Here is a 26,711-nt window from a genome sequence, read left to right on the forward strand (position 1 = left end):
AAAAGCCCTTTCGCCACAAAATGAGCGGTGCCCGCAATGGTGGGCCGGTCAGCCCAGGATTTCGCTGATTTGCGCCGCCAGTTGCGCCAGCATCCCCGGCACTTCCTGGACCATCTCGCCCATACGCGCAAAGTCATGAGTCATGCCGGCCTTCACGTCCAGCACCAAGGGTTGCCCCGCGGCGCGCAGTTTCTCGGCCCAGGCCAGGCCCTCGTCCAGCAACGGGTCGTACTCGGCCAGCCACAGGACGGTGGGCGTCAGACTTTGCAAACGCTCGGCGTACAGCGGCGAAAAACGCCAGTCGGCGCGGTCGGCCTCGCTGCGTTGGTATTGCTGGTAGAACCACTCCAGCGTCGTGGCTTCCAGCAGATAACCTTCGGCGAATCGCTCAAGGGACGGGCGCTTTGTTACGGCGTCGATCACCGGGTACAAAAGCACTTGCAGACGCGGCACAAGCGGCCATCCCAATGGGTCCTGGGCAATGGCGATACACAGTGATGCCACCAGGCTGCCGCCGACACTGTCCCCCGCCAGCGCTATCCACCTCGCGTCCAGCCCCAACGCTTTGGCTCCGGTAATGGCGAGCCAACGCGTGATGTCTTCGGCGTCGTTGTAAGCCGTCGGAAACCGGTGCTCAGGTGCCAAGCGATAATCCGCCGACAACACGGCAAACTCCCCCGCCAGTGCCAGGCGCCGGCACAGGGTGTCGTGGGAATCGAGGCTGCCCACCACGTAACCGCCACCATGGAAGTACAACAACACCGGACGCGGCTCGCTGCCCGGTTGCGGTTTGGCGTACAGCCGCGCATTGAGCAAATGCCCGTCCCGAGCCGCCATGCTGACCGCCGTCACCGTCAATGCACCCGTCGGCGCCTCATCGAGCAACTGCGAAGTCTGTTCGAATTGCTGCCGCGCTTCGCCAGGGCTCAGCTTGTGCATGGGTTGGCTTTTGCCGCTGAGGCGGCCGAACTCGGCCAGCTCTAGAAATCCTTCGATGTCCGGGTGCAGTGGCATGGGCGGTAGTCTCCAAAAATAAACAGGCTCACCGTGGTAAACGAACCGGGAGGGTCATTCATTAGGGCTCAATGAAGACCCTCCCAAGCCGAACGAAAACCTGTGGCGAGGGAGCTTGCTCCCGTTGGGTCGCGAAGCGGCCCCAAAACCAGCGATCGCGGTTAGCCAGACGTACCGCGTTTTTCGGGTTTGCGACTGCTACGCAGCCGAGCGGGAGCAAGCTCCCTCGCCACAGATGATCAGCTTTGTGGCACCACCTCCCGGCCAAGCAGCGCCACCACCGCATCCAGACACTCATCCTGTTGCAGGATATCGAAGTGGCCGGCCGTCACGGTCTGCACCTTGCACAGCCGCGGTTGCTGGCGCTCGAAGGTCGCGCGTTCGGCCGTCGGGTTGCCATCGGCCCACCAGCAATGCAGCCCGGCTTGCGGAATCGGCAGGGTTTCGACCTGCCGCGACAGCGCCTTCAACCGCGTGCTGACCATGAACGTCTGGGCCAACTCATCGGCACCGAGCAGCGAGTAACCGCTGACCTGATCGCTTTCACCGTCGATCACCGCGCGAATGATCCACGCCACGGCGTCGTGATCCCCCGCCAGCTCGGCGCTCAATGCCCGGGCAATCACTGCGTCGTCCATGCCCAACGTCGCACCCAGGAACTCAGTCAGATCCGCACGCCACTCATCCGCACTGGCGACAGCATTGGCCTGGGTCGGTACAAAGCTGTCCACCAAACCGACGAACGCCACTCGCTGGCCTTGCTGTTCGAACAGCTCACTCACCAGCAACGCCAACGCCCCACCCAGCGACCAGCCCAACAGGTGGTACGGCCCTTGAGGCTGTTTGCCGCGAATGGCCTCGACATAATCACCGGCCATCTGCGCCAGCGAACTGTCGTGCCACTGGCGGTCGAGCAGCATCCGGCATTGCACGCCGTACACCGTTCGCTCGCCATCGAGACGCCGGGCCAACGGTTCGTAGTCGAACACCGTGCCGAATCCGGCGTGCAGGCAGAACAGCGGCGGTTGATCGTCCACCATCCGATTGAGCAGCAACAGTGGTTGCGGGCTCTGCCGCACGGGTTGCTCATCGACACCGGACAAACCGGCAATCGTCGGTTTGGCCATCATGTCGCGCAGTTTCAGCTGGAAGTCCGGCTGATTCAGGGCGCGCACTTTCGAGATCACCTTGAGGGTGCGCAGCGAATCTCCGCCCAACTCGAAGAAGTTGTCGGTGATGCCGACCTTCTCGATGCCCAACACCTGTTGCCAGATGTCCGCCAACGCCCATTCCAGCGGCGTGCGCGGGGCCACGTAGACGCGGCCGGTGAAGGCTGGATCCGGCAAGGCCTTGCGGTCGAGCTTGCCGTTGGGGGTCAGCGGAAAGCGCGGCAGCACCACGACCTGCGTCGGCACCATGTAGTCGGGCAGGCTTTCACGCAGTGCGGCCTGGCAACGCGGACCGAGGCCATCGTCTTGTGCCGCCACCACATAGCCCAGCAGTTGCGGCCCCTGGCCGTTGTCCCGCACGACCACCAGCGCATCGTTGACCCCGGCCTGCTCGCGCAAGCGGGCTTCGATTTCGCCCAGTTCGATGCGGAAGCCACGCACCTTGACCTGATGGTCGATGCGCCCGACGTAATCGAACACGCCATCTTCGCGACGGCGCACCAGGTCACCGGTGCGGTACAGGCGCCCGCCTTCAGTGCTGAACGGGTCGGCAACGAAACGCTCGGCGCTCTGCCACGGATGACGATGGTAGCCGCGCGCGACACCCCGCCCGCCGATGTACAGCTCACCGACCATGCCCACCGGCAGCGGGTTGAGGTCCATGTCCAGCACGTGCAGGCTGCGGTTGCCGACGCGTTGGCCAATCGGCGCGTACATCGCCTGGCAATGGCCGTCGGCAGCGATCTTCCACAGCAGCGGAGTGACCACGGTTTCGGTCGGGCCGTAGCCGTTGACCAGGTATTGCGGCTTGAGTGTGTGCTTGACCCGCTCGAAGGTGGCGTCCGGCACCGCATCGCCGCCGAAGCAGTAGATGCGCACCGGCGGCGGTTCACCGCCCTGCAATTCCGCGTGCTCGGCCAGTTGCAGCAGGTACGCCGGCGGGAAGCAGGCAACGCTTATACGCTGGCGATGCAGCACGGCCAGGGTCTGTTCGGCGGTCCACAAGGTGTTGTCACGAATGACCAGGGTCGAGCCGCTGATCAGCGCGGTGATCCAGCGTTCATGGGCGCCATCGAAGGCGAACGACATGAAATGCAGTTCGCGATTGTCCGGGTCCATCTCGTACAGCTCGGCGATGGCTTGCACGTGCATGCTCAACGGCCCGTGGGCCACGGCGACGCTTTTCGGTTTGCCGGTGGAGCCCGAGGTGTAAATCAGGTAGGCCAGTTGCTCGGCATGCACGGCGCACGATGGCGCCGCCACATCGATATCGAGATTCAATCGGTCCACAGCGACCATGGCCGTGCCCGGATTCAACTGCGCTGTCTCGCGCAGCCGTTCCTGGGTCAGCAGCAGGCGCATGTCGCTGTCGGCCATCATGTAGCGCAGGCGTTCCTGCGGGTATTGCGGGTCCAGCGGTACGTAAGCGGCACCGCATTTCATCACCGCCAGCAGCGACACCAGCAGTTCCAGCGAGCGTTCCATGAACACGCCGATCACGTCTTCGGCCTGCACGCCTTGTTCCAGCAGATACACCGCCAAAGCATCGGAGCGCCGGTCCAGTTCGGCGTAGCTCAAGTGCTCGGCGTCGCGGTCGGCATAGCTGAGGACCAGCGCCGTGTGATCCGCTTGCAGACGCGCACGCTGACGGATCAGCTCGTGCACCGGTGTCTCGTCACCGTCTGCCACCACCGGCCGTTCGCCATCCAGTGCCCGGCCCTCTTCCAGGGTCAACAAGCCCAGCTCACCGACAGCGCGCCCGGCGTCGTCGCACAGACGCTGCATCAGGTTTTCCATGTGGCTGCGCAGGCTTTCGACGGTCGCCAGATCGAACTGATCGCGCTGGTGCATGTACTCGATGCGCAGCCCTTCATCGAGGCTGACCATCAGGTCCATGGCGAAGCTGGTCAGGCCGAAGTCGGAAACGTCTTCAAAACGCAGCGAGTCGCCGTTCCATTCGCGCAGGGTGCGGTCCACCGGCTGGTTTTCGAACACGATGATGCTGTCGAACAACGATTGCCCGCCCTGCCCGGCCCAGCGCTGGATATCGCTCAGCGGGGTTTGCTGGAAGTCGCGGATGTCGAGGTTGCAGGCCTGGATTTCGCGCAGCCAGTCACCGACGCTCGCGTCGGTCGGCACCGTGTTGACCACCGGCAAAGTGTTGATGAACAGCCCGAGCATGTTCTCCGAGCCGTTGAGGGTTTCCGGTCGGCCGGACACGGTGGCGCCGAACGTCACCGTGCGCTGGCCGGTGTAGCGCTGCAACAGCAGCAGCCACGCGGCTTGCACCAGGGTGTTCAGTGTCACCTGTTGTTGCTGGGCAAAGGCCTGCAAGCGCGCGGTCTGACTCGCATCGAGGTGCGTGTAGATCGCGTGATAACCGGTTTGCGGCGCCTTGACCGGCAAGCCGCGGGCCAAATGCGTGGCGCCTTCCAGATTGTGAAGCTTGCCCTTCCAGAACGTCTCGCTGGCCTCGGCGACTTGCTGGCCGAGCCAGTCGATGTAGTCGCGATAGGCGGCCACCGGTTCCTGCGGGTCGCCGCTGTAATGACGCAACACTTCACCGATCAGGCGCGACACGCTCCAGCCGTCCATGAGGATGTGGTGGTAGGTCCAGATCAGGCGATAGCGATCATCCTCCAGCCGCACCAGCAGCAGACGCACCAAGGGTGCGCGGTTCAGCGAAAAGCCGCATTCGCGCTCCTCGAAGGCCAGTTGGCGTACACGCTCAGGCTGATCATCCAGCCCGCGCCAGTCCAGCTCGGTCAACAGTGACGGCGCGTCACGCAGCACCACTTGCAGCGGCTCCTTGTCGCCTTCCCACAGGAATGCGGTGCGCAAAATCCCGTGACGCCGGGCGGCATCGGCCCAGGCCTCGCGGAAACGCGCGCCATCAACGCCGCGCACGCCCACTTCGATTTGGTTGACGTACAGCCCCGAATCGCCGTCCTGCACCGAGTGGAAGAGCATGCCCTGCTGCATCGGCGATAGCGGATAAACGTCCTCGACTTCGTCCGCTGTCAGTTCCAGCGCCTGATATTGCGCTTCACTCAGTTCGATTTTTGCTGCCGGTGCAACCACAGTCGGCACGGCTTGATCCGCCGCGACCGGTTGGGCGACCGTCGCCAGTTCGGCGAGGGTCGGATGGCTGAACACATGCTTGGGCGAAATGCTCAAACCAGCCTTGCGTGCGCGGCTGACAGCCTGGATCGAGACGATTGAATCGCCGCCCAGTTCGAAGAAGTTGTCGTGAATGCCAATCTGCGGCACTTCGAACAACGCCTGCCACACGGCTTGCAGCGTCGCTTCCACGGCACTGCGTGGTGCAACGTATTCGCGCACTTGCTGGTCCGGCTGCGGCAGCGCACGACGGTCGAGCTTGCCATTGGGCGTGACCGGCAATTGATCGAGCAGCAGCACGTGGCTCGGTTGCATGTGCTCGGGCAGCGCGTTGCACAGGTGTTGCTTGAGTGGATCGAGGGCGACATCACCTACGACGTAGGCCACCAGTTGTTTGGACTTGCCGACATCGAGGGCGATCACCACTGCTTCGCGCACCGAAGGATGCGTCAGCAGGCAGGCTTCGATTTCCCCAAGCTCGATGCGCAAGCCACGGATCTTCACTTGATGGTCGATGCGGCCGACGTATTCGATCACGCCGTCGTCACGGTAGCGCGCGAGGTCGCCGGTTCGATACAAACGCTCGCCCTGCTCACCGAACGGGCTGGCGACAAAACGCTCGGCGGTCAGGTCCGGACGGTTGTGGTAACCACGGGCCAGGCCGATGCCACCCAGGTACAGCTCGCCCACACAACCCCGCACCTGCGGTTGCAGGCTGTCGTCGAGGATGCAGGTCACCAGGTTGGCAATCGGATAACCGATCGGCACGCTGAACCCGCCGTCATCGACACAGGTCCAGTGGGTCACGTCGATCGCCGCTTCGGTCGGGCCGTACAGGTTGTACAGGCCAACGTTCGGCAAGACGCGGAACAGGCTGTGCTGCAAATCCGCCGACAACGCTTCGCCGCTGCACATGATCTGCCGCAGGCTGGCGCAACGCTCGAAGCCTTCACCCTGGACAAACGCCTGCAACATCGACGGCACGAAATGCAGGGTGCTGACCCGGTACTGCTCGATCAGGCTGACCAGTTGCGCCGGATCGCGATGGGCACCCGGTTCGGCCACAGCCAGCCGTGCGCCGGTCATCAGCGGCCAGAAGAACTCCCAGACCGACACGTCGAAACTGAACGGGGTTTTCTGCAAAACGGTGTCGCGACCATCCATCGGGTACGCGCCCTGCATCCACGCCAGACGGTTGTACAAGGCTTCATGATGATTGGCCGCGCCCTTGGGTTTACCGGTGGAGCCGGAGGTGTAGATCATGTAGGCCAGCGATCGCAGCTCGACCACGCAGGACAGGTTTTCGTCGCTCAGCCCTTCGAGCAGCGGCGCCATGTCGTCCAGGCAGATCGCCGTGGTGGCGGCCGGGATCGGCAACTGCTCAAGCAAATGACGCTGGGTCAGCAGCAGGTGCACGCCACTGTCGTCGAACATGTGCTCCAGGCGTTCACGCGGGTAATCCGGGTCCAGCGGCACGTAAGCGCCACCGGCCTTCATGATCGCCAGCAGACCGATCACCAGTTCCAGCGAACGCTCGGCAGCGATGCCCACCAACACTTCGGCGCCCACGCCTTGGCTGCGCAGCAGGTGCGCCAGGCGGTTGGCCTGTTGGTTGAGCTCGCGATAACTCAGGGTCCGGCCGGCAAACACCAGGGCCGGGGCCTCCGGGGTTTTCCGCACCTGGGTTTCGAAACACTGGTAGACCGGGCGCACATCCGCCCAGTCATGCGCTGTACGGTTGAAGCCTTCGACCTGCTGCGCCGTTTGCGCAGCATCTAGCAGGTTCAAGCGCCCCAATGGCTGCTGCGGTGCGCAGACCATGGCATCAAGCAAGGCAACCAGCCGCGAGCCCAAACCTTCGATGGCTTCGGCACTGAACAGCGCCGTGTCGTAGTTGAATCGCAGGTCCAGGCATTCGCCCAGCTCAGCGGCAATGGCCAACGGGAAACTGGTCTGATCATGGTGACGGATGCTCGAGAACTTCAGCGCACTGCTGTTGCCCTCCTCCAGCGCTTGCGCCACCGGGTAGTTTTCGAACACCAGCAGTGTGTCGAACAGCGCCTCTCCGGCATGACCGGCCCAGCGCTGCACGTCAGCCAGTGGCGTGTATTCGACTTCGCGCAACTTGAGGTTGAGCGCCTGGACTTCATCAATCCATTGACTGACCGTGCGTTCGGGGTGCGGCGTGGCGATCACCGGCAAAGTGTTGATGAACAAACCTATCTGCTGCTCGATGCCTTGCAACTCGCTCGGGCGACCCGACACCGTGGCGCCGAACGCCACCGTCTGTTGCCCGGTGTAGCGCTGCAACAGCAACAGCCATGCAGCTTGCAGCAGGGTGTTGGGCGTGACGCGGGCCTGACGGGCGAACACGCTCAAGCGCTCGGTGGCCGCGCGGTCCAGGCTCAGATGCAGGGTGCGATGACCGTCGCCCTGCCCCGCAACCGGCCCCGGCAAGGCACCGGCCAAGCGTGTCGGCTCGGTGAACGCCTGCAATTGCTCCAGCCAGAACGCTTCGCACGCGGCGCGGTCGCGATTGCCCAGCCAACTCATGTAATCGCGATAACGGCCAACGCCCGGCGCGGGCATGTTTCCGGAATACCGTTGCAGCACTTCGCCGAACAACTGCGAGGTGCTCCAGCCGTCCAGCAGGATGTGGTGGTTGGTGAAGATCAGGTGATGGCTGTCACTGGCGGTCCGCACCAGGGTCAGGCGCAGCAACGGCGCCGCCGTCAGGTCGAAACCGCGCAGGCGATCTTCATCCGCCAGTTGATCCAGCGCTTGGGACAGGCCCGTTTGATTGCGCCAGTCGAGCACGGTCAGCGGCAGCGTGGCGTTGGCCAGAATCACCTGCAGCGGCCGCGAGCCGTTGCTTTCGCTGAAGAACGCCGCGCGCAGCACTTCATGGTGCTGCAGCGACTGCTGCCAGGCATCGCGGAACGCCTCGACGTCGAGGCCCTGCACATCCACGCGCATCTGCGGAACGTAGGCTCCGGCATCCGGGGCGAACAGGCTGTGGAACAACATGCCTTGCTGCATCGGCGACAACGGCAGGATGTCTTCGACCTGGCTGGTCGCCAACGGCAAGGCATCCAGTTGCGCCTGATCGACATTGACCAGCGGCACATCGCTCGGGGTCAGGCCGCTGGCACCGCTGAGGCAATGTTCGATCAGCCGTTGCAGTTCGGTGGCGTAGGCATCGGCCAGGCGCTGTACGGTTTGCGCTTTGAACACTTCGCCGCTGAAGGACCAGCTCAAGCGCAATTGCCCGGCGTAGACCTGGCCGTTGATGCTCAAACCTCGGTCCAGCGCGGCCGATGCACCTTGCTCGGCGCCGCCGCTTTCCCGGGCCGGACGCCACGGTGCCTGTTCGTCAAAACTGGCATCGAACTGGCCCATGTAGTTGAAGGTGACTTGCGGCGTCGGCAGTTCCTCAAGACCCGCCTCGACCAGGTAACGCAGGATGCCGAAACCGATGCCTTTGTCCGGTACGGCGCGCAACTGTTCCTTGACCGCTTTGATGCTGCCGGCCAGATCAGTGGCCGGGGTCAGTTTCACCGGGAAAATCGAGGTGAACCAGCCCAGGGTCCGGGTCAGGTCGATGTCGTCGAACAGGTCTTCACGACCGTGGCCTTCCAGCTTCACCAGCGTCGACGGCTGGCCGGTCCAGTTGCCCAGCACACGCACCAGTGCGGTCAGCAACAGATCGTTGACCTGGGTGCGGTAAGCCGCCGGGGCGTCTTGCAGCAGTTGGCGGGTGAACGTGTTGTCGAGCACGGTTTCCACACTCTCGGCGTGCTGGCTGGCCAGGCTGCCTTGGGGATTGTCGGCGGGCAGCGCTACCGCTACGCCGTGGTATTGGGCTTGCCAGTAAGCGGCTTGCTGCGCCAACTCCGGGCTTTGCGCATGTCGTTGCAAACGTGCGGCCCAGGCCTGATAGGCGCTGGTCTTGGCCGGCAGGCGCAGCGGCTCAGCCTGACGTGCCTGAGCGTAAGCGGCTTGCAGGTCTTCGAGCAGCAGACGCCAGGAAACGCCGTCCACCGCCAGGTGATGCACCACCAGCAACAGGCGCTGGCCTGCCGCGCCCATGTCCACCAGCAAGGCACGCAACAGCGGGCCGTCCTGCAAGTTCAGGCTCGCCTGTGCGGCGTTACACAAGTCGAGCAACTCATCGGCGTTCGCCGCCTCGCGCTGCCAAAGCACATCAGCGCTGTTCCACTGCTCGGCTTGTGCCTGTTGCCAGACACCATCAACTTGACGCAAACGCAGGCGCAATGCGTCGTGATGCTCCAGCAACGCCGCCAGTGCTTGTTGCAGGCAGCTGCTGTCCAGCGGCTCGCGCAGTTCCAGCAATACCGACTGGTTCCAGTGATGACGGGCCTCGATGCTTTGTTCGAAGAACCAGTACTGGATCGGCGTCAGCAACACTTCACCGCGCACCGGCCCCTGATCGATGACCAGCCCGGCACTGCGCACAGCGACCTTCGCCAGGCTCTGCACGGTCTGGTGCTGGAACAGGTCGCGCGGGGTAATGCGAATTCCGGCCTGACGGGCGCGGCTGACTACCTGGATGGAAATGATCGAGTCGCCGCCCAGTTCGAAGAAGTTATCGTCGATGCCCACGCGCTCGAGCTTGAGTACGTCTTGCCAGATTGCCGCCAGCTCGGTCTGCATCTCATCCATCGGCGCCGTGTAAGCCTGCTGCGCCAGCGCGGCGTCGGGCTTGGGCAATGCGTTGCGATCCAGCTTGCCGTTGCTGGTCAGCGGCCAATGGTCGAGCTTGATCAGATGCGCCGGGACCATGTAGTCCGGCAAACCGGCCTGCAAGTGTTCGCGCAGGGACTGGCGCAAATCGCCGTCGCTGCTGGCGGTAAACCACGCGACCAGTTGCGGGCTGCCATTGACCTCAGGCGCCAGCACCAATGCTTGCTCGATGGCCGGGTGGCTTTGCAGGCGATCCTGGATTTCCCCCAGCTCAATGCGAAAACCACGGATCTTCACCTGATGGTCGATGCGTCCGGCGTATTCGATGCTGCCATCGGCGCAGTACCGCGCCAGATCGCCGGTGCGGTACAGGCGCGCGCCCGACTCGGCGGCGAACAGGTCCGGGACAAACCGCGTGGCGGTCAGATCGGCACGCTGGTGATAACCACGGGCCAGGCCGGCACCGCCGACGTAAAGCTCACCGACACAACCCTTGGCCACCGGGTTCAGGCGCGGGTCGAGCACGTACCAGCGCAGGTCGCTGATCGGCTCGCCCAGCGGCGAGCTGTTGGCGCCATCGAGGTCGGCACGGGACAACGGTCGGTAGGTCACGTGCACGGTGGTTTCGGTGATGCCGTACATGTTGATCAACAACGGCTGTCGATCGTCGAAAGCGTCGTACCACGGACGCAGGCTGGCCACGTCCAGCGCCTCGCCACCGAACACCACGTAACGCAGGGCCATGTTTTGCGCGTTGGCGCAGGCGAACGGCATCAACTGGCGGAAGGCCGAGGGGGTCTGGTTGAGTACCGTGACACCTTCATCACTGAGCAAGCGGGCGAAGTCTTCCGGGGAGCGGCTGACCGCGTGCGGCACTACTACCAGCTTGCCGCCGTAGAACAGCGCGCCAAAGATTTCCCATACGGAAAAGTCGAAGGCATAGGAGTGGAACAGGCTCCAGACATCGTCCGCGTTGAATCCGAACCAGTGCTCGGTGGTGCTGAACAGGCGCGTCAGGTTGCTGTGGGGCAGCAGCGTACCCTTGGGTTTGCCGGTGGAGCCGGAGGTGTAGATGACGTAGGCCAGACTCTCCGGCGACGTCAGGTTCGACAGGTTGTCGGCAGCGGCATCAAGGAGCCAGTCGCTGGCGTGATCGAGGCAGATCACTTCAATGCCTTCGCTCAGCGGCAGGCGCGGCAACAGTGCAGAATCGGTCAGTAGAAGGCGCGTGCCGCTGTCGGCGAGCATGTAGGCCAGGCGATCCTGCGGGTAATCCGGGTCCAGCGGCACATAGGCGCCGCCGGCCTTGAGGATCGCCACCAGGCTGACGATCATCTCCAGCGAGCGCTCCAGGGCGATACCCACCAACACGTCCGGGCCGACACCGCGTTCGCGCAGACGATGGGCGATGCGGTTGGCACGGCTGTTCAATTCGGCGTAAGTGAGAGTGATGCCGTCGCAGGTCACGGCAATATTGTTCGGGTGCGCGGCGGCCTGGGCTTCGATCAATTGATGAGCGCACAGCGGATTCGCCGGGGCAGCGGCATTCCATTCAGCACCGCGGTTCCAGTCCAGCAACGTGGCCTGCTGCTCGGCAGGGTCGAGCATGTTCAAGTCCGCCAAAGCCACGCGGCTGTCTGTGCAGATCGCCTGCAACAGGTTCAGCCAGTGTCGGCCAAGACGCTCGATGGTCACGGCGTCGAACAGCTCCGTGGCGTACACGAACGAAGCATGGATGCCGTCGTCACTCTCGACGGTTTCGAGCATCAGGTCGAACTTGGTGGTCCTTTCGTCCCAGATCAGCGGTTCGACGCTCAGCCCCGGCAAGTCCCAGCGTTGCGGGCCGCCAGCGTCGCGCTGGTGGTTGAACATCACCTGGAACAACGGCGTGTGACTCAGGCTGCGTTCCACACCCAGGCCATCGACCAGTTGCTCGAACGGCAGGTCCTGATGGGCCTGCGCGCCGAGTGCCGCAGTCTTGACTTCGGCCAGCAATTGCACGAACGGCTGGTCCGCCCGGGGCTGGCTGCGCAGCACTTGGGTGTTGACGAAAAAGCCCAGCAGGTTTTCCACGTCCTGGCGGGTGCGGTTGGCAATCGGCACGCCGACACGGATGTCCTGCTCGCCGCTGTAGCGATGCAGCAATGTCTGCAAAGCCGCCATCAGCAGCATAAACAACGTGCAGCCTTCGCGACGGGCAAGATCGCGTAGTTGAGCGGTCAACGTGGCGCAGATTTTCAGCTCGACGCTGGCGCCCTGCTGGCTCGGGATCGCCGGGCGACGACGGTCAGTCGGCAGGTTCAGTGGCGGGTGCTCGCGACCCAACTGCTCGCGCCAGTAATCGAGCTGGCGCTCGGCCTCGCCGGCCTCCAGCCACAGGCGCTGCCAGCGGGCGAAGTCGGCGTATTGAATGCCCGGTTCCGGTAGCTGCGGGGTCTGCCCAGCACTCAGTTGTGCATAGAGTCGGGTGAACTCCTGCAACAGGATCGGCAACGAGCCGCCATCGGTGACGATGTGGTGGAAGGTCAGCACCAGCACATGTTGCTGCGCATCGAGGCGGATCAACCGGCAACGCATCAACGGGCCGTTCTGCAGGTCGAACGGCTGCTCGGCGTTGAGGGCAATCTGGCGTTGCAGTTCGATATCGTCGGCGGCAGTGACCTCGACCAGCGGGGTGTCCATCTGCGGGTGGATGTGCTGCAGCACTTGCTGTTCGTCGAAGACGAACGTGGTGCGCAACACCTCATGACGTTGCACCAGTGTCGCCAGGGTTTGCACCAATGCATCGCGGTCCAGCTCGCCAATGAGGCGGAAGGCACCGGTCAGGTTGTAGGCCGTGGCCTGGGGCTGCATCTGCCAGAGGAACCACAAACGTTGTTGCGCATAGGACGCTGGCAGCGTGTCGACGCTGCGGTCCCGTGGCGGAATCGGCAGCAGTTCCAGGGTCAGCCCCTGGGCGTGCATCTTTTGTTGCAGCGCTCGCCGGGCGTCTGCGCTCAAACCGCAGAAACGCTGGGCCAGGGTCATCATTCTGTCCGGTGCAGCACTCATCGCGCGTGTTCCTCATCCACTTCGTCGAACAACGCTTCGAGGGCGTCTACATCGTTGTCTTTGTGTTCGCTGTGCTGACGGAACTGCTCGATCTGCGCCGCCAGGCGTTCCAGGGTGTCGCCGTCGAAAAACAGCTTGAGCGGGATCGCCAGGTTCAGTTCTTCCTGAATCCGCGCACGAATGCGCGTGGCCAGCAGCGAGTGCCCGCCGAGTTCAAAGAAGCTGTCGTGCACGCCAACGCGCTCAACGTGCAGCGCTTCGGCCCAGATCGCCGCCAGGGCTTTTTCCAGGTCGTTGCGCGGGGCGACAAAGGCACTGCGGCGCACGTCGAGATCGAGCAAGGCCTGGCGATTGAGTTTGCCGTTGGGCATCAGCGGGAAGCGCTCCAGCACTTGCAAGCGCGCCGGCTGCATGTGCTCGGGCAGCGCTTCGGCCAGATGGCTGCGCAACTCGTTGAGGCGGATGTCGGCGGTGTCGGCCGGGGACACCACGAAGCCCAGCAGCTGTGGGCCAGTCGGGGTTTCCCGGGCAATCACGGCGGCGTCTTCAATGCCCGGCGCGCTGCGCATGGCGGCTTCGATTTCGCCCAGTTCGATGCGGAAACCACGGATTTTCACCTGATGGTCGACTCTGCCCAGATACTCCAGCACGCCATCGGCGCGATAGCGCGCCAGGTCACCGGTGCGGTACAGGCGTTGGCCCGCCGCCTTTGCAAACAGGTCGGGGACAAAACGCTCGGCCGTCAGCGTGGCACGCTGCAGATAGCCCCGGGCAATGCCGGTGCCGCCGACGTACAACTCGCCTTCAACGCCCACGGCCACCGGTTGCAGGTCCGGGCCGAGCAGGTGAATGCGCATGCCGGCAATCGGCTGACCAATCGGGATGCTGTCGTCGTCCTGGCCGTGCGGCAGCTCCCAGGCCGAGCACCACACCGTGCCTTCGGTCGGCCCGTATTCGTTGACCAGCGTCACCCCCGGCAACGCCTCGCGATGTCGCTGCACCAGCGCCTTGCTGCAGGCTTCGCCGGCGACGATCACACAAGCCAGCGCCTGACGGTCGAGGTGTTCGATAATCTGCGCGTGGTAGGACGGCAAGGTCAGGTAGTGGGAGATCTCTTCGCGCTGGATCAACGCCGCCAGTTGCGCCGGATCCTTGTAGCTATCTTCGTCCGGCAGGCACAGGGTCGCGCCCTGCCCCAGCGCCCAGAAGACCCCGGCCACCGAGCTGTCGAAGGAGAACGACGAGAGCATCAGGAAGGCGCGCAGCGGTTGTTGGTAGAAGGCATTGCGCGCCAGGGTCGAGGCCATGGCGTTGGCATGACTGATCATCACGCCTTTAGGTTTGCCGGTGGAACCGGAGGTGTAGATGACGTAGGCCAGATTGGCGCTATCGCCTTGTGGTTCCGGCTGGGTTTGTGCGGTGGACCAGACTTCGGCCCCCGGCAGCATGGAAATGATCCGCTCACTACGTAATGCGTCCGGCAGCGGCTGGCAGGCCAGCACGTGGCGAGCACCAGTATCAGCGAGCATGAACGCCAGACGCTCGATCGGGTAGTTCGGGTCCAGCGGCAAGTACGCGGCACCGGCCTTGAGCGTGCCCAACAACGCAATGACGACTTCCAGCGAACGTTGGCCGTAGACCGCAACGATCTGGTCCGGTGCCACGCCTTGGGTGCGCAGGGCATTGGCCACCTGATTGGAACGTGCATCGAGTTCGGCATAGGTCAGGCACTGACCGCTGACGCTCACGGCAGTGCGTTGCGGGTGCAGGCACGCCTGTTCGCTGAACAGCTCTTGCAGGAAACGGCATGGTAATGCCTGTCCGGTGGCGTTCGGGTTGAAGCCCTCGATCAAGCGGGTCAGTTGTGCGTCATTGACCAGACTCGCCTGAGCCAGAGTCAGTTCGGGTGCCCCCAGCAATTGGCGGCTGAACTCGATAAACTGATCCAGCCATTCGGCCAGCATCAACTCCGGCAGCGCGCCGTCGAGACACGACACCTGCAACTGCTCACCCTGAACACGCAGGCGCAGGACTTCGGGGTTGGCGTCGTCCACCTCGATACCGGCTTCGATGGTGGCCTGATAGACAAAGCCATAACGCAACGGCGCGGTGCCTTCGGCGCTCAGTTCGAATTCATTGAGGCAATCCAGCCAGGACAACGACTGTTCGACGCTGGCGGTAAAGGACGCCAATGCTTGCGCCAAGGTTTGATTGCCGCGGTGATCAAAGGCCACCGGCAAACGCCGGGCGAAGCGCCCGAGGGTGGCGAAGGTTTGCTCGTTGCGTCCGTCCACCTGCCAGCCCATCAGCAATTTTTCCTGTTGGCCGATGCGGGCGACAAATGCGATCCACAGCAGTAAGACCACCTGCTCGGCCTCGACACCGAGGTCGGCGGCGGACTGTTGCACACCGGCGAACCATTGCTTGTCGGTGAGCACGACCTGACGGCGAGCAAGGGAAACGTCGACGGCTTTTTCGAACGGCAAGCGATGGGCCACGGCGAACTGCTGTTGCAGGTTGCGCCAGAAGGCCGCGCCTTGGTGGCCGATGTCTTGCTCACGCAGTTCTTCCTGCCACGCGCTGTAGTCCAGGTATTGCAGCGCATCCTCGTCGTCGGCCAGGGTTTCGCCACGCAACAGGCTGGCGAGCTCGGCCGACAGCACACGCAACGAAACTTCGTCGAAGCTGCATGCCGGGGTCAGCAGGGTGATGAAATGCTGCCCTGCTTCGCCTTCAACCTGCGCCACCACCAGCGCGTGATTCGAATCTTCAACCATGACATCACGGCTGCGGCTCAAGGCCTCGGCCACCGAAGGCTGGTTGCCCGGCAATGCGAACGGCAACGCATCGCACAGGCTCTGCACCGGCCACTTCATGCCCGGCAAGCGGCGATACAGCGTGCGCAGGGTTTCATGGCGCTGACCGAGTGTTTCCACTGCCCTGCGCAGCGCCTGCGCATCCACTGGCCTGGCGACCGGCAACGTCAGTGCGGCGAACAGCGGTTGGCTGCCCAGCTCCTGGGCACGCAAATAAAAGGCCTGCTGGGCCGAAGTCTGGAATACGTCTACCGAAGGTTCGAGGGCGCTGGTGTTCATGTCGGGTGTCCTTATTCCTGATCCAGGTCGGCGCTTTTCTGCGCGATGGCCATGGCCGTGAGGATTTTTCTGTAGCCGGTGAATTCGTTGCGCGCATGCACGCTGAGGATGTTGTCGAGCAGGACCACGTCGCCCTTCTCCCAGGCGAACTCGACCATCACCTCGCGGTAGATACCTTGCAGGTGGCGAATCACCTCGTCGGGAATCGGCGAGCCGTCGCCGAAAAAGGTGTTCTGCGGCAGGTCTTGCGGACCGAACTCACGCAGCAGGTTGTCGCGGATACTGTCCGGCAAAGTCAGCGCATTAAAGAAAGTGCCGTGGTTGAACCAGATACGCTCGCCGGTCAGCGGATGGCGCACGATGGCCGGACCGTTCTGCCGGGTTCGCAGGCGGTTACCCGGTTTCCATTCGGCCTGGATACCAATTTTCGCGCAGTAGGCTTCGACCTCTGCGCGGTCCTCGCTCTGGAATACGGTTTGCCACGGCAGGCCCATGCCGTCGCCGTAGTTGCGCACGTACATGATGCGTTTACGGGCAAAGGCTTCGCGCACCGCCGGGTCGATTCGCGCGAGGATCTGCCGGGTATCACCGAACGGTGTTTCGCCGCCGGTGGCCGACGGGGTGTCGCAATAGAAATACAGGTGACGCGGGAACACCGGCGAATAGGAGTGTTCGTTGTGCGGGAAGATTTTCTCCGGCGCCGGGTAATCGGTGGAGCTGTAGATCTTGAACTGACCGCTGATCTGGGTGCGTGGCGAGGCGCGGAACAGGTACTCCAGAGCACCGCCGGAAATCGCATCGACGCAGCGGTTGAACTCGCCGATATCGGCCACCTGAAAACCACGGAACAGGATCACCGCGTGTTCCAGCAGCTTGCTTTCGATCAGCGCGCGATTCTGGCTCGCCCATTCCACCAGGTTCACGCCGGACACGGCCGGACGGCACACCAGCGGCATGCTGTGGCCCTCGAACATCGGCGCAAAACTCACCAGCCGCGTCGGATCGGTGGACAGGCTCTTGCGGGCACCACGACCCAACTTGGGAATGGACCTGGTCGTTGAAACGCTCATAAACCCCTCCAGAAAATGTTGACGGCGGTGCTAAAGGACGCCGCCGCCTGAATCAGTCCGCTGCGGTTTGCGCTGTCGACGCGCCCCGGATCGCCGAACGCCGCTTGATCGCCATGGCGCCGCCGAGCAAGGCCTTGCGTTGCTCGTTCAAGCGCGCATCGGCACGGCGCTGCACATCGCCGGCCAGGCTCAGCAACTCACCGACCTGCAATCCCTCAGTGCTTGTCAACGCCTCGAGCACCGCTTGAATCTGTTCAAACAAACATTCCAGTGTGCTCGGCAGGTAGTGGCCGGCCGGTGTCTCGAAGCTCAGGTGGATGTGCTGCGCATCGTTGTAGAACGCAGCGACCATGCCGATCTCGGCGGCCTGACGCCCGGACGGGAAGTCCTCGACTTGCAGGCCCTCCATCGACGGCAGACGACCAACGCCTTCCTGATAAATCAGCTTGATGTCGAACAGCGGCGAACGTCCGGCCCGGCGCGGCAGTCGCAAGGCCTCCACCAGTCGCTCGAACGGCAGGTCCTGATGGTCCGAAGCCTCCAGCACCGCCCGGCGACAGGCGTCGAGCAATTGCGCCGCCGACTGCCCGGCATCAACGTCAATTTGCAGTACTAATTGGTTAACGAAGAAGCCGACCATTTCTTCAAGCTCGGCTTGATTTCGGTTGGCGATATCGGTGCCGATGCGCACACGACTGACCTCGGTACGCTGGCGCAGGACCAGGGTGAAACCGGCCAGCAGCAGCATGAACAGCGACAGATCGCGCTGTTGGGCAAAGTCACGCAACTGCTGGCTGAGTTCGGCACTGAAGGTGAAATGCACGTTGGCACCTGCTTGCGCCGTGCGCCGGTCGCCATCGGCGGGCAACTCCAGCACTGCCTGCGGTTCAGCGAGGCGCCGCTGCCAGTAATCGAGTTGGCGTTGCAACTCGCCGCCCTGCTCCAGCCACTGACGCTGCCATTTGGCGAAGTCGGCGTACTGCACGCTGTGCGCCGGCAGTTGCGGGATTTCGCCACTATTGAAGGTTGGATACAGCGTGACGAACTCATTGATCAGGACGCGGAACGACCAGTCATCGGCGACGATGTGATGCACCGTCAGCAACAGCACATGCTCGTCATCCGCGACCCGCAGCACCCGCACCCGCAGCAACGGACCGTGGCGCAGGTCAAATGGTCGCGCGACTTCCTCGCGGGCCTGTTGTTGCGCTTCGACGTCCGGTGCCGGCAGATGCCGCAGGTCGCTGTCGACAAAACTCAGCGGCAGTTGCGGATGCACCCGCTGCCAGGTCTGGCCGTCCTCTTCGTAAAAGGTGGTGCGCAACACCGCGTGGCGCTGCACCAGGGTTTCGAAGGTCTGGCGCAGGGCGTCGAGGTTCAACTCGCCGCGCAGGCGCAAGGCACCCGGCATGTTGTACATCGAACTGTCGGACTCCAGGTTCCACAGGAACCACAAGCGCTGCTGGGCAAAGGACAACGGCTGGCGTTCGCCGGACGTATCGGCCACCAGCGCCGGGCGTTCACAGGTGTGTTGCAGTGCCTGCACCTGAGCGGCGAAATCCTCAAGACGCGGATGCTCGAACAGGCTGCGCAGTCTCACCGACAGGCCCATACGCTGGCGGACCTGCGAGACGATTTGCGTCGCCAGCAACGAGTGCCCGCCCAATTCGAAGAAGCTGTTTTCGCGGTCGACGCGACTGACCTGCAACACCTGCTGCCAGATCTGCGCCAGTTCGATTTCCAGTGCACCTTGGGGCGCGCTTCCAGCCTCGACTTCCCACAGTTGCGGAGCCGGCAGTGCGGCGCGGTCGAGTTTGCCGTTGCGGTTGAGCGGTAACGCGGCCAGCAACACCAGTTGTGTCGGGAGCATGTAATCCGGCAGGCGCTCGCCCAAGGCGCGGCGCACGGTGTCGGTGAGCTGGCGCGCATCAACTGCCGGCAGCCCGGCATTGGCCGGCACCACATAGCCGATCAACTGCTTGCCGCCAACGCCCTCGTGCACCAGCACCGCAGCTTCGCTGATCATCGGCAGGCCTTGCAGGTGCGCTTCGAGTTCACCCAGCTCGACCCGGAAACCACGGATTTTCACCTGATGATCGATACGCCCCAGGTATTCCAGCGCACCGTCTTCGCGATAGCGCGCCAGGTCGCCGCTGCGGTATAGCCGCGCACCCGGCGTGGTGGAAAACGGATCGGCGATGAAGCGCTCGGCGCTCAACCCCGGACGTTGGTGATAACGCAGGGCAAGGCCGACATCGCTGCCGATGCACAACTCGCCGACGCAACCGGTCGGCAGCAGGTGGCCTTCGCTGTCCAGCACATACAACGCACGCCCCGGCAGCGCGCGGCCAATCGGCACGCCAAGGGGATTGCGGGTATCGGCCAGTGTGCATTCGCGGGTGCTGGACACCACCGTGGCTTCGGTCGGCCCATAGGTGTTGAGCAAACGCACCGCGCCCAGCCCCGCCGCGTGCCAAAGTTTCAGGCCTTCGAGGGACATGGCCTCGCCACCGACGTGGACCTGACGCAGTCGCCCTTTGTTTCGCTGAGGTTGGGCGGCCCACTCCTGAGCCAGCAGGAACCAGTAGGCCGCCGGCAAATCCGCCAGGGTCACGCCGTGCGAGATGATCTGGCGATAGAGGGTGTCGGTGTCCCACAGCTCATCGCCGCGCATCACCAGCGCCGCGCCCACGCACAGCGGCGGATAGCACTGCTCGACAAAGCCGTCGAAGCTGAACGTGGCGAATTGCAGCACGCGGTCTTCAGGGGCCAGTTGCGAATAGTCCGCCGCAATCACGCAAAACTCGCGCAGCGCGGCGTGGGCCAGGCACACACCTTTCGGGCGTCCGGTGGAGCCGGAGGTGTAGATCAGATACGCGAGGTCTTCGGCGCTGGCGAGGTTCGTCGGGTTTTCAGTGGAGTAACTGTCAGCGCCAGGCTCCAGCACCAGGCACGGCAAACCTTGGGGCAGCGTCACATCGGTCAGCAACCCCGGTTGCGCCAGCAGCAGGTGCATGCCGCTGTCTTCGATCATGTAGGCCAGGCGCTCGGCCGGGTAATCCGGGTCCAGCGGCACATAACCGGCGCCGGACTTTAGGATCGCCATCAGGCTGACGATCATCTGCGCATTGCGCCGCACCGACAGCCCCACCCGCTGCCCTGGCGCCACACCGTGGGAACGCAGGCGATGGGCAAGCTGGTTGGCTTGCGCATTGAGCTGACCGTAGGTCAGGCGCTCGTCGCCGACCATCACCGCCAGCGCATCGGGCGTGCGTGCCGTTTGTTGCTCGAAGCGCTGATGGGCCAGCAGCGGGCTATCGATTTGCGGCGCAGGCGGACGGCAATACGCCAACACTTTTGCCTGGGCCTTGGGGTCAAGCAAGCTGACCGCGCCCAATGCCTGTTGTGGCTGCGCGACGAATTGCTCCAGCACATGCACCAGGCTGGCGGCCAACTGGCTGATTTGCGCGGCACTGAATCTGGCCCGGTTGAAGCTGAAATCCAGACGCAAAGTGGCGCCGACTTCGATGCCGAGGGTCAGCGGGTAACTGGTGATTTCGTGATTGTGCAGCGCGCCGAAAGTCAGGCCTGCCGGCGCCCCTCGCTTGAGGGCTTCGGCCACCGGGAAGTTCTCGAACACCAGCAGGCTGTCGAACAGCGCCCCCTGCTGTCCGGCCCAGCCCTGAATGTCGTACAGCGGCACGTGTTCGAATTCGCGCAGGCTCAGGTTCAGGGCTTGCAGGTCGTTGAGCCACTGGGCCACCGACTGCCCCGCGTGCGGACTGGCAATGATCGGCAAGGTGTTGATGAACAGCCCCAACTGCTGCTCGATGCCCGGCAGCGGCGCGGAGCGTCCGGCAATCGTTGCGCCAAACGCCACGCAGGACTGACCGGTGTAGCGCTGCAACAACAGGCCCCAGGCGCCTTGCAGCAGCGTATTGAGGGTGACTTTCTGCTGCCGGGCAAAATCGCTCAGGCGCTGTAGCGCTGCGCTCTCGAGGGTCAATTGATGTTCGCCCATGCCGCGCCCTTCGGCGGGCGCCGGCAAGGCTTGCGCCAGCAGCGTCGTTGTTTCCAGTGGCGCCAGTGCTTGCTTCCAGAACTGCTCGGCGGCCAGCAACGGTTGCTGTTGAATCCAGCCCAGATAATCGCGGTATTGCCCCAACGGCGTGGCCAGCGTCTGGCCGGCATAGTGCTGGATCACTTCGCCGAGCAACTGCGCGTTGCTCCAGCCATCCATGAGGATGTGATGGCTGGTGTAGATCAGGTGCCAGTCTTCAGTGCCGCGGCGCACCAGCACCAGGCGGAACAACGGCGCGGCGCTGAGTTCGAAGCCGCGGCTGCGCTCCTCGGCGGCCAGTGCATCGAGGTCGACATCGGCCGATTCAATCACTTGCAGTTGCAGGTCGATCTGGCGATGAATCACCTGATGCGCACACTCAAGCCCCAGCCAGTGGAAGCTGCTGCGCAGAATGTCGTGACGGTTGATCGCCGCCTGCCAGGCCCGGCCGAATGCCGCCAGTTCCAGCCCCTGGATGTCCAGGCGCAATTGATTGATGTAGGCCTCGGCCTGGGGTTCGTACAGGGTGTGGAACAGCATGCCCTGCTGCATCGGCGTCAACGGGTACACGTCCTCGATGGCCGGCGCCGCGACGGGCAAGGCGTCCAGTTGCCGCTGGGTGATGCGCGCCAGCGGGAAGTCCGACGGCGTGACCTGACCTGCCGCTGTCGCGCAGCAATGCTCGATCAGCGCCTTGAGCTCTTCGGCGTAGGCATCAGCCAGTAGCTGCACCGTGGACTCGGCAAACATGTCGCGGCTGAAGCCCCATTGCAGCGAGAGCTGCCCGCCATAGACCTGGCCTTCCACGGTCAGCCAGTTGGCCAGCGGTGCATCATCGCCCTGAGCCTGGCCGCCGCTTTCCGGGGCCGGGACGAACAGCGCTGCGTCATCGAACTGACGGTCGAACTGCCCCAGGTAGTTGAAGGTGATCCGTGGCGCCGGAAAGTCTTGCAGCGATTGGCGCTGCGCCGGTTCACCGAGGTAGCGCAGCAGTCCATAGCCCAGCCCTTTGCCGGGAATGGCGCGCAGTTGTTCCTTGATTGCCTTGATCGAATGCGCCGCCTCCGCCTCGGGTTGCAAGCGCAGCGGAAACAGACTGGTGAACCAGCCGACGGTGCGACTCAGGTCGAGGTCGTCGGACAGGTCTTCGCGGCCGTGGCCTTCGAGCTGGATCAGCGTCGAGCCCTGCCCGCTCCAGCGGCAGATAACCCGCGTCAACGCAGTGAGCAACAGATCATTGACCTGGGTGCGATAGGCTGCCGGGGCCTGTTGCAGCAACTGGCGGGTCAGTTCGGCATCCAGTTTCGATTCGATCTTGTGCCCGTGGCGCTTCTGCAAGCTGCCCTGCGGGTTATCACACGGCAGGTCCCGGGCATCCGCCAGTTGCGCCTGCCAGTACGGCATTTGCGCAAGTACGGTGCCGGCATGCTGTTGCAGGTGCGTGGCCCAGGTTTGATAGGCGCTGGTTTTCTCGGGCAGCGCCACTTGCCGGTAAGCCTGTTGCAAGTCTTCGAGCAACACCCGCCACGACACCCCGTCCACGGCCAGGTGATGGATCACCAGCAGCAGGCGCTGGCTGCCGTCGTCGAGGTTGACCAGCAAGGCGCGCAGCAGCGGCCCGCTTGCCAGATCGAGGCTACGTTGCGCTTCATCGCACAGGGCGGTCAGGGCTTCGGCCGAAGTCGCCCGACGCTGCCACAATCCAGCAGACTCGACTTGCGACGCATGGCGCTGCTGCCAGCCTTCGCCACCTTCGATGAAGCGCAGGCGCAAGGCGTCGTGATGATTGATGACGGTGACCAAGGCCCGTTCCAACGCTGGCGGATCCAGCGCTTCCCGGGGCGTCAGCAGCAGCGACTGATTCCAGTGCTGACGCTGGGCGATGGCCTGTTCGAAGAAGAAATGCTGCGCCGGGGTCAGGATCACCTCGCCACTGACCGGGCCCTGATTGATCGTGCTGCGGCTTTCGAACACCGCGACCAACGCCAGGCTGCGCACGGTCTGGTACTGGAACAGGTCACGCGGACTGAGGCGAATGCCCGCCTGGCGGGCGCGGCTGACCACCTGGATGGAAATGATCGAGTCGCCGCCGAGTTCGAAGAAGTTGTCTTCGAGACCCACACGTTCCGCGCCCAATACGTCCTGCCAGATCTGCGCCAGCGCGGTCTGCAGCGCATCTTGCGGTGCGACGTAAGCCTGTTGCGGCGCGGCGTCGGGTTGCGGCAGTGCCTTGCGGTCGAGCTTGCCATTGGCGGTCACCGGCAAGGCGTCCAGCGGCATCAGATAAGTGGGCACCATGTATTCCGGCAGACTGCTGAGCAGCCAAGCCTTGAGGGTTTGCGGCCACTGCGCATCGGCGTCGGCGTTGTCCAGCACCAGATACGCCACCAGATGTTTGCCGCCCTGCACCAGCACCACGGCTTCGCGCACCAGCGCATGCTGCATCAGACGCGTCTCGATCTCCCCCAACTCGATGCGCAGCCCACGCAATTTGACTTGATGGTCGAGGCGCCCGAGGTATTCGATCACGCCGTCGGCACGCTGCCGCACGCGGTCGCCGGTGCGGTACAAGCGCGCACCGTCGTGGAACGGGCATGGCACGAAACGCTCGGCGGTGAGTGCCGGACGCCGGTGATAACTGCGCGCCAACCCGGCACCACCGAGGTACAACTCCCCCGCCACGCCGGCCGGGACCGGAAGCAATTGCGCATCCAGCACATGGGTGCGCAGGTTGGCGATGGGACGGCCGATGGGCACGCTGTCGGCGCCTTCATCGACGCAGGTCCAATGGGTCACGTCGATGGCCGCCTCGGTCGGGCCGTACAGGTTGTACAACCCGGCGCCCGACAGCTTTTTGAACACCTGCAATTGGGCATCCAGCGGCAAGGCTTCACCGCTGCAGGCGATGCGTGTGAGGCTGATGCACGCCTCGACGCCCGGCTCGTGGATGAACGCCTGGAGCATCGACGGCACAAAGTGCAGCGTGCTGATGCCGTGGTCAGTGATCAGGCGGATCAACTGCGCCGGTTCACGATGTGCGCCCGGCGGCGCCACCACCAGACGCGCGCCGGTCATCAGCGGCCAGAAGAACTCCCAGACCGAAACGTCGAAACTGAACGGGGTTTTCTGCAATACCGAATCGCTGCCATCCAACCCGTAAGCCTGCTGCATCCAGCACAAGCGGTTGACCAGCGCCGCGTGACTGTTGCCCGCGCCTTTTGGCTTGCCGGTAGAACCGGAGGTGTAGATCACATAGGCCAGGTTCAATGGATGCACCTCGACCTGCGGGCAGGCTTCGCTGTAGCCGTCGAGCCAGTCGTGCTGCTGGTCCAGGACGATGACCTTGACGCCGTCGGTGGGCAGCGCGCCGAGCAGGGTGCTTTGCGTGAGCAGCAAGCCAATCGCGCTGTCGTCGATCATGTAGGCCAGACGTTCGGCCGGGTACTCCGGGTCCAGCGGCACATAGGCGCCACCGGCCTTGAGAATCGCCAGCAGGCCAATGACCATGTCCAGCGAACGCTCGATGCAGATGCCCACCAGCACATCCGGGCCGACACCCTGCTCGCGCAGGCAGTGAGCCAGTTGATTGGTGCGGGCATCGAGTTGCGCATAGCTGAGCTGGCGTTCGCCAAACACCAGCGCCGGTGCCTCGGGCGTGCGTCGGGCCTGCTCCTGAATCAGCTGATGCAGGCACTGCTCGACGGGATAGGCCTCGGCGGTGCGGTTCCAGTCCTGCACCAGCACTTGTCGTTCATCTGCCGTCAGCATCGGCAACTCACCGATTTTTTGCGTCGAGTCGTCGACTAACGCCTGCAACAGGCGCGTCCAGTGCCGGGCCATGCGCGCGATGGTATCGCCCTTGAACAGGTCGCTGGCGTAGGTCAGCGCGGCGTGCAGCTTGCCGCCCTTTTCCCAGGTGTCGAGGGTCAGGTCGAACTGGGTGGTGCGGCTTTGCCAATCGATGCTGCCTAGTTCGAGTCCGGACGCGGTGCTGACCGACGCCATGTCGGCCACGTGCGGTTGGTGGTTGTACATCACCTGGAACAACGGCGTGTGGCTGAGGCTGCGTTCCAGTTTCAGCGCTTCGACCAGGCGCTCGAACGGCAGGTCCTGATGAGCCTGGGCGCCGAGGGCGGTTTCCTTGATGGCGCGTAGCAGATCGTCGACCCGGGTCTGGCCGTCCAGTTGGGTACGCAGCACCTGGGTATTGACGAAGAAGCCGATCAGGCCTTCGATTTCCGCGCGGTTGCGGTTGGCGATCGGCACGCCGACGCGGATGTCGGTTTGCCCGGTGTAGCGATGCAGCAAAACGTTGAAGGCACCGAGCAGCAGCATGAACAGGGTGATGTTGTGTTTCTGCGCGGTGCTGCGCAGTTGCCCGGCCAGCTGCGCCTCGACCGCGAACTCGTAACGGGTGCCGCGATAGCTGGGCATCGCCGGGCGCGAATGATCCAGGGGCAATTCCAGCACCGGATGTTCATCGCCCAATTGCGCCTGCCAGTACGCCAGTTGCCGCGCCTGCTCGCCCGCCTCCAGCCAGCGGCGCTGCCACAGGGCGTAATCGCTGTACTGGATCGGCAATGGCGCCAGCTGCGGTTGCGTGCCCGCATCGAAGGCGTCGTAGCAGCGGATGAATTCGTCGATCAGCACGTTCATCGACCAGCCGTCCGACACGATGTGGTGCAGGGTCAGCAACAGGACGTGTTCTTGTTCGGCGAGTTTGAGCAAGGTGACCCGCAGCAACGGGCCGGTCGCCAGATCGAATGGCAGCATCGATTGCTGCTCTGCGGTTTGCGCCACGGCCCGTTCGCATTCCTCGGCGGGCAGTGCGCTGAAATCCACCTGTTCGATCAGCAGCGGCGCCGTGGCAGGAACTTGCTGCAAGCTGTCGTCGACCTGACGCTGGAACACCGTACGCAGGGTTTCATGCCGCGCCACCAGGCTGGCGAACGCCTGCTCCAGCGCCGACAGATTCAAGTGCCCGGTCAACCGCACCGCGCCCGGCAGGTTGTAGGCGCCGCTGTGCGGGTCCAGCTGCCAGAGAAACCACATGCGTTGCTGGGCGTACGACAACGCCTGGCGATCCTCGGCCTCGATGCCGGCCGGGATCGGGAAGCGGGCGAAATCCACGCCCTCCTTGTGCAAGGCCGCAAGGAACATCTGGCGCTTTTCCAGGGGCAACCCGATAAACCGGCGAGCAAGTTTCAAGGAGTCTTCAGCATTCATCTATCGGCATCCGCATCAGTAGGCGCAAAGGCGCGTCGTCCCTATAAAACGAATGCAGGCGGGAAAAATTAGCGGAGGGGAACAAGTATCAGGAGGGTGGGTAAAACACGAAAAACCGTGGTTGTTGCAGTTCAAAATGTGGGAGCGGGCTTGCTCGCGAAGGCGGTGTGTCAGTCACATGCATAGCGTCTGATACACCGCC

5 protein-coding genes are annotated in these 26,711 nt (G+C 63.7%); all 5 read right to left on the reverse strand.

What is annotated here, in order from left to right; genetic code table 11:
• Positions 1–48 precede the first annotated feature (48 nt).
• The 5 genes from AC07XF_RS14270 to AC07XF_RS14290 all read right to left on the reverse strand — a co-directional run bounded on the left by AC07XF_RS14270 (position 49) and on the right by AC07XF_RS14290 (position 26,509).
• Positions 49–1,014, reverse strand: a complete 966-nt coding sequence (locus AC07XF_RS14270; protein WP_495027000.1) for an alpha/beta hydrolase — start codon at positions 1,012–1,014, stop codon at positions 49–51.
• Between the two features lie 239 nt (positions 1,015–1,253).
• Positions 1,254–13,058 (reverse strand): amino acid adenylation domain-containing protein, encoded by an 11,805-nt coding sequence (locus AC07XF_RS14275; RefSeq protein WP_495027001.1) that lies wholly within the window; start codon positions 13,056–13,058, stop codon positions 1,254–1,256.
• Positions 13,055–16,153 (reverse strand): non-ribosomal peptide synthetase, encoded by a 3,099-nt coding sequence (locus AC07XF_RS14280; RefSeq protein WP_495027002.1) that lies wholly within the window; start codon positions 16,151–16,153, stop codon positions 13,055–13,057. Before AC07XF_RS14280 ends, AC07XF_RS14275 begins: the two co-directional genes overlap by 4 nt.
• Positions 16,154–16,164: 11 nt before the next feature.
• A complete protein-coding gene (locus tag AC07XF_RS14285; protein ID WP_495027003.1) occupies positions 16,165–17,223 on the reverse strand; it encodes a TauD/TfdA family dioxygenase in 1,059 nt (352 codons plus the stop codon).
• 52 nt (positions 17,224–17,275) lie between these two features.
• The gene (locus tag AC07XF_RS14290; RefSeq protein ID WP_495027004.1) at positions 17,276–26,509 is read right to left on the reverse strand and encodes an amino acid adenylation domain-containing protein; all 9,234 of its coding nucleotides are present in this window, start codon (positions 26,507–26,509) and stop codon (positions 17,276–17,278) included.
• Between the last annotated feature and the right edge of the window lie 202 nt (positions 26,510–26,711).

The organism is Pseudomonas sp. GW821-FHT01C01 (assembly GCF_059422645.1).

Excerpts from the sequence above, each read along its gene's own strand:
- AC07XF_RS14270 (WP_495027000.1), bottom strand. The coding sequence starts at position 1,014 with ATGCCACTGCACCCGGACATCGAAGGATTTCTAGAGCTGGCCGAGTTC.
- AC07XF_RS14275 (WP_495027001.1), bottom strand. The coding sequence starts at position 13,058 with ATGAGTGCTGCACCGGACAGAATGATGACCCTGGCCCAGCGTTTCTGC.
- AC07XF_RS14280 (WP_495027002.1), bottom strand. The coding sequence starts at position 16,153 with ATGAACACCAGCGCCCTCGAACCTTCGGTAGACGTATTCCAGACTTCG.
- AC07XF_RS14285 (WP_495027003.1), bottom strand. The coding sequence starts at position 17,223 with ATGAGCGTTTCAACGACCAGGTCCATTCCCAAGTTGGGTCGTGGTGCC.
- AC07XF_RS14290 (WP_495027004.1), bottom strand. The coding sequence starts at position 26,509 with ATGAATGCTGAAGACTCCTTGAAACTTGCTCGCCGGTTTATCGGGTTG.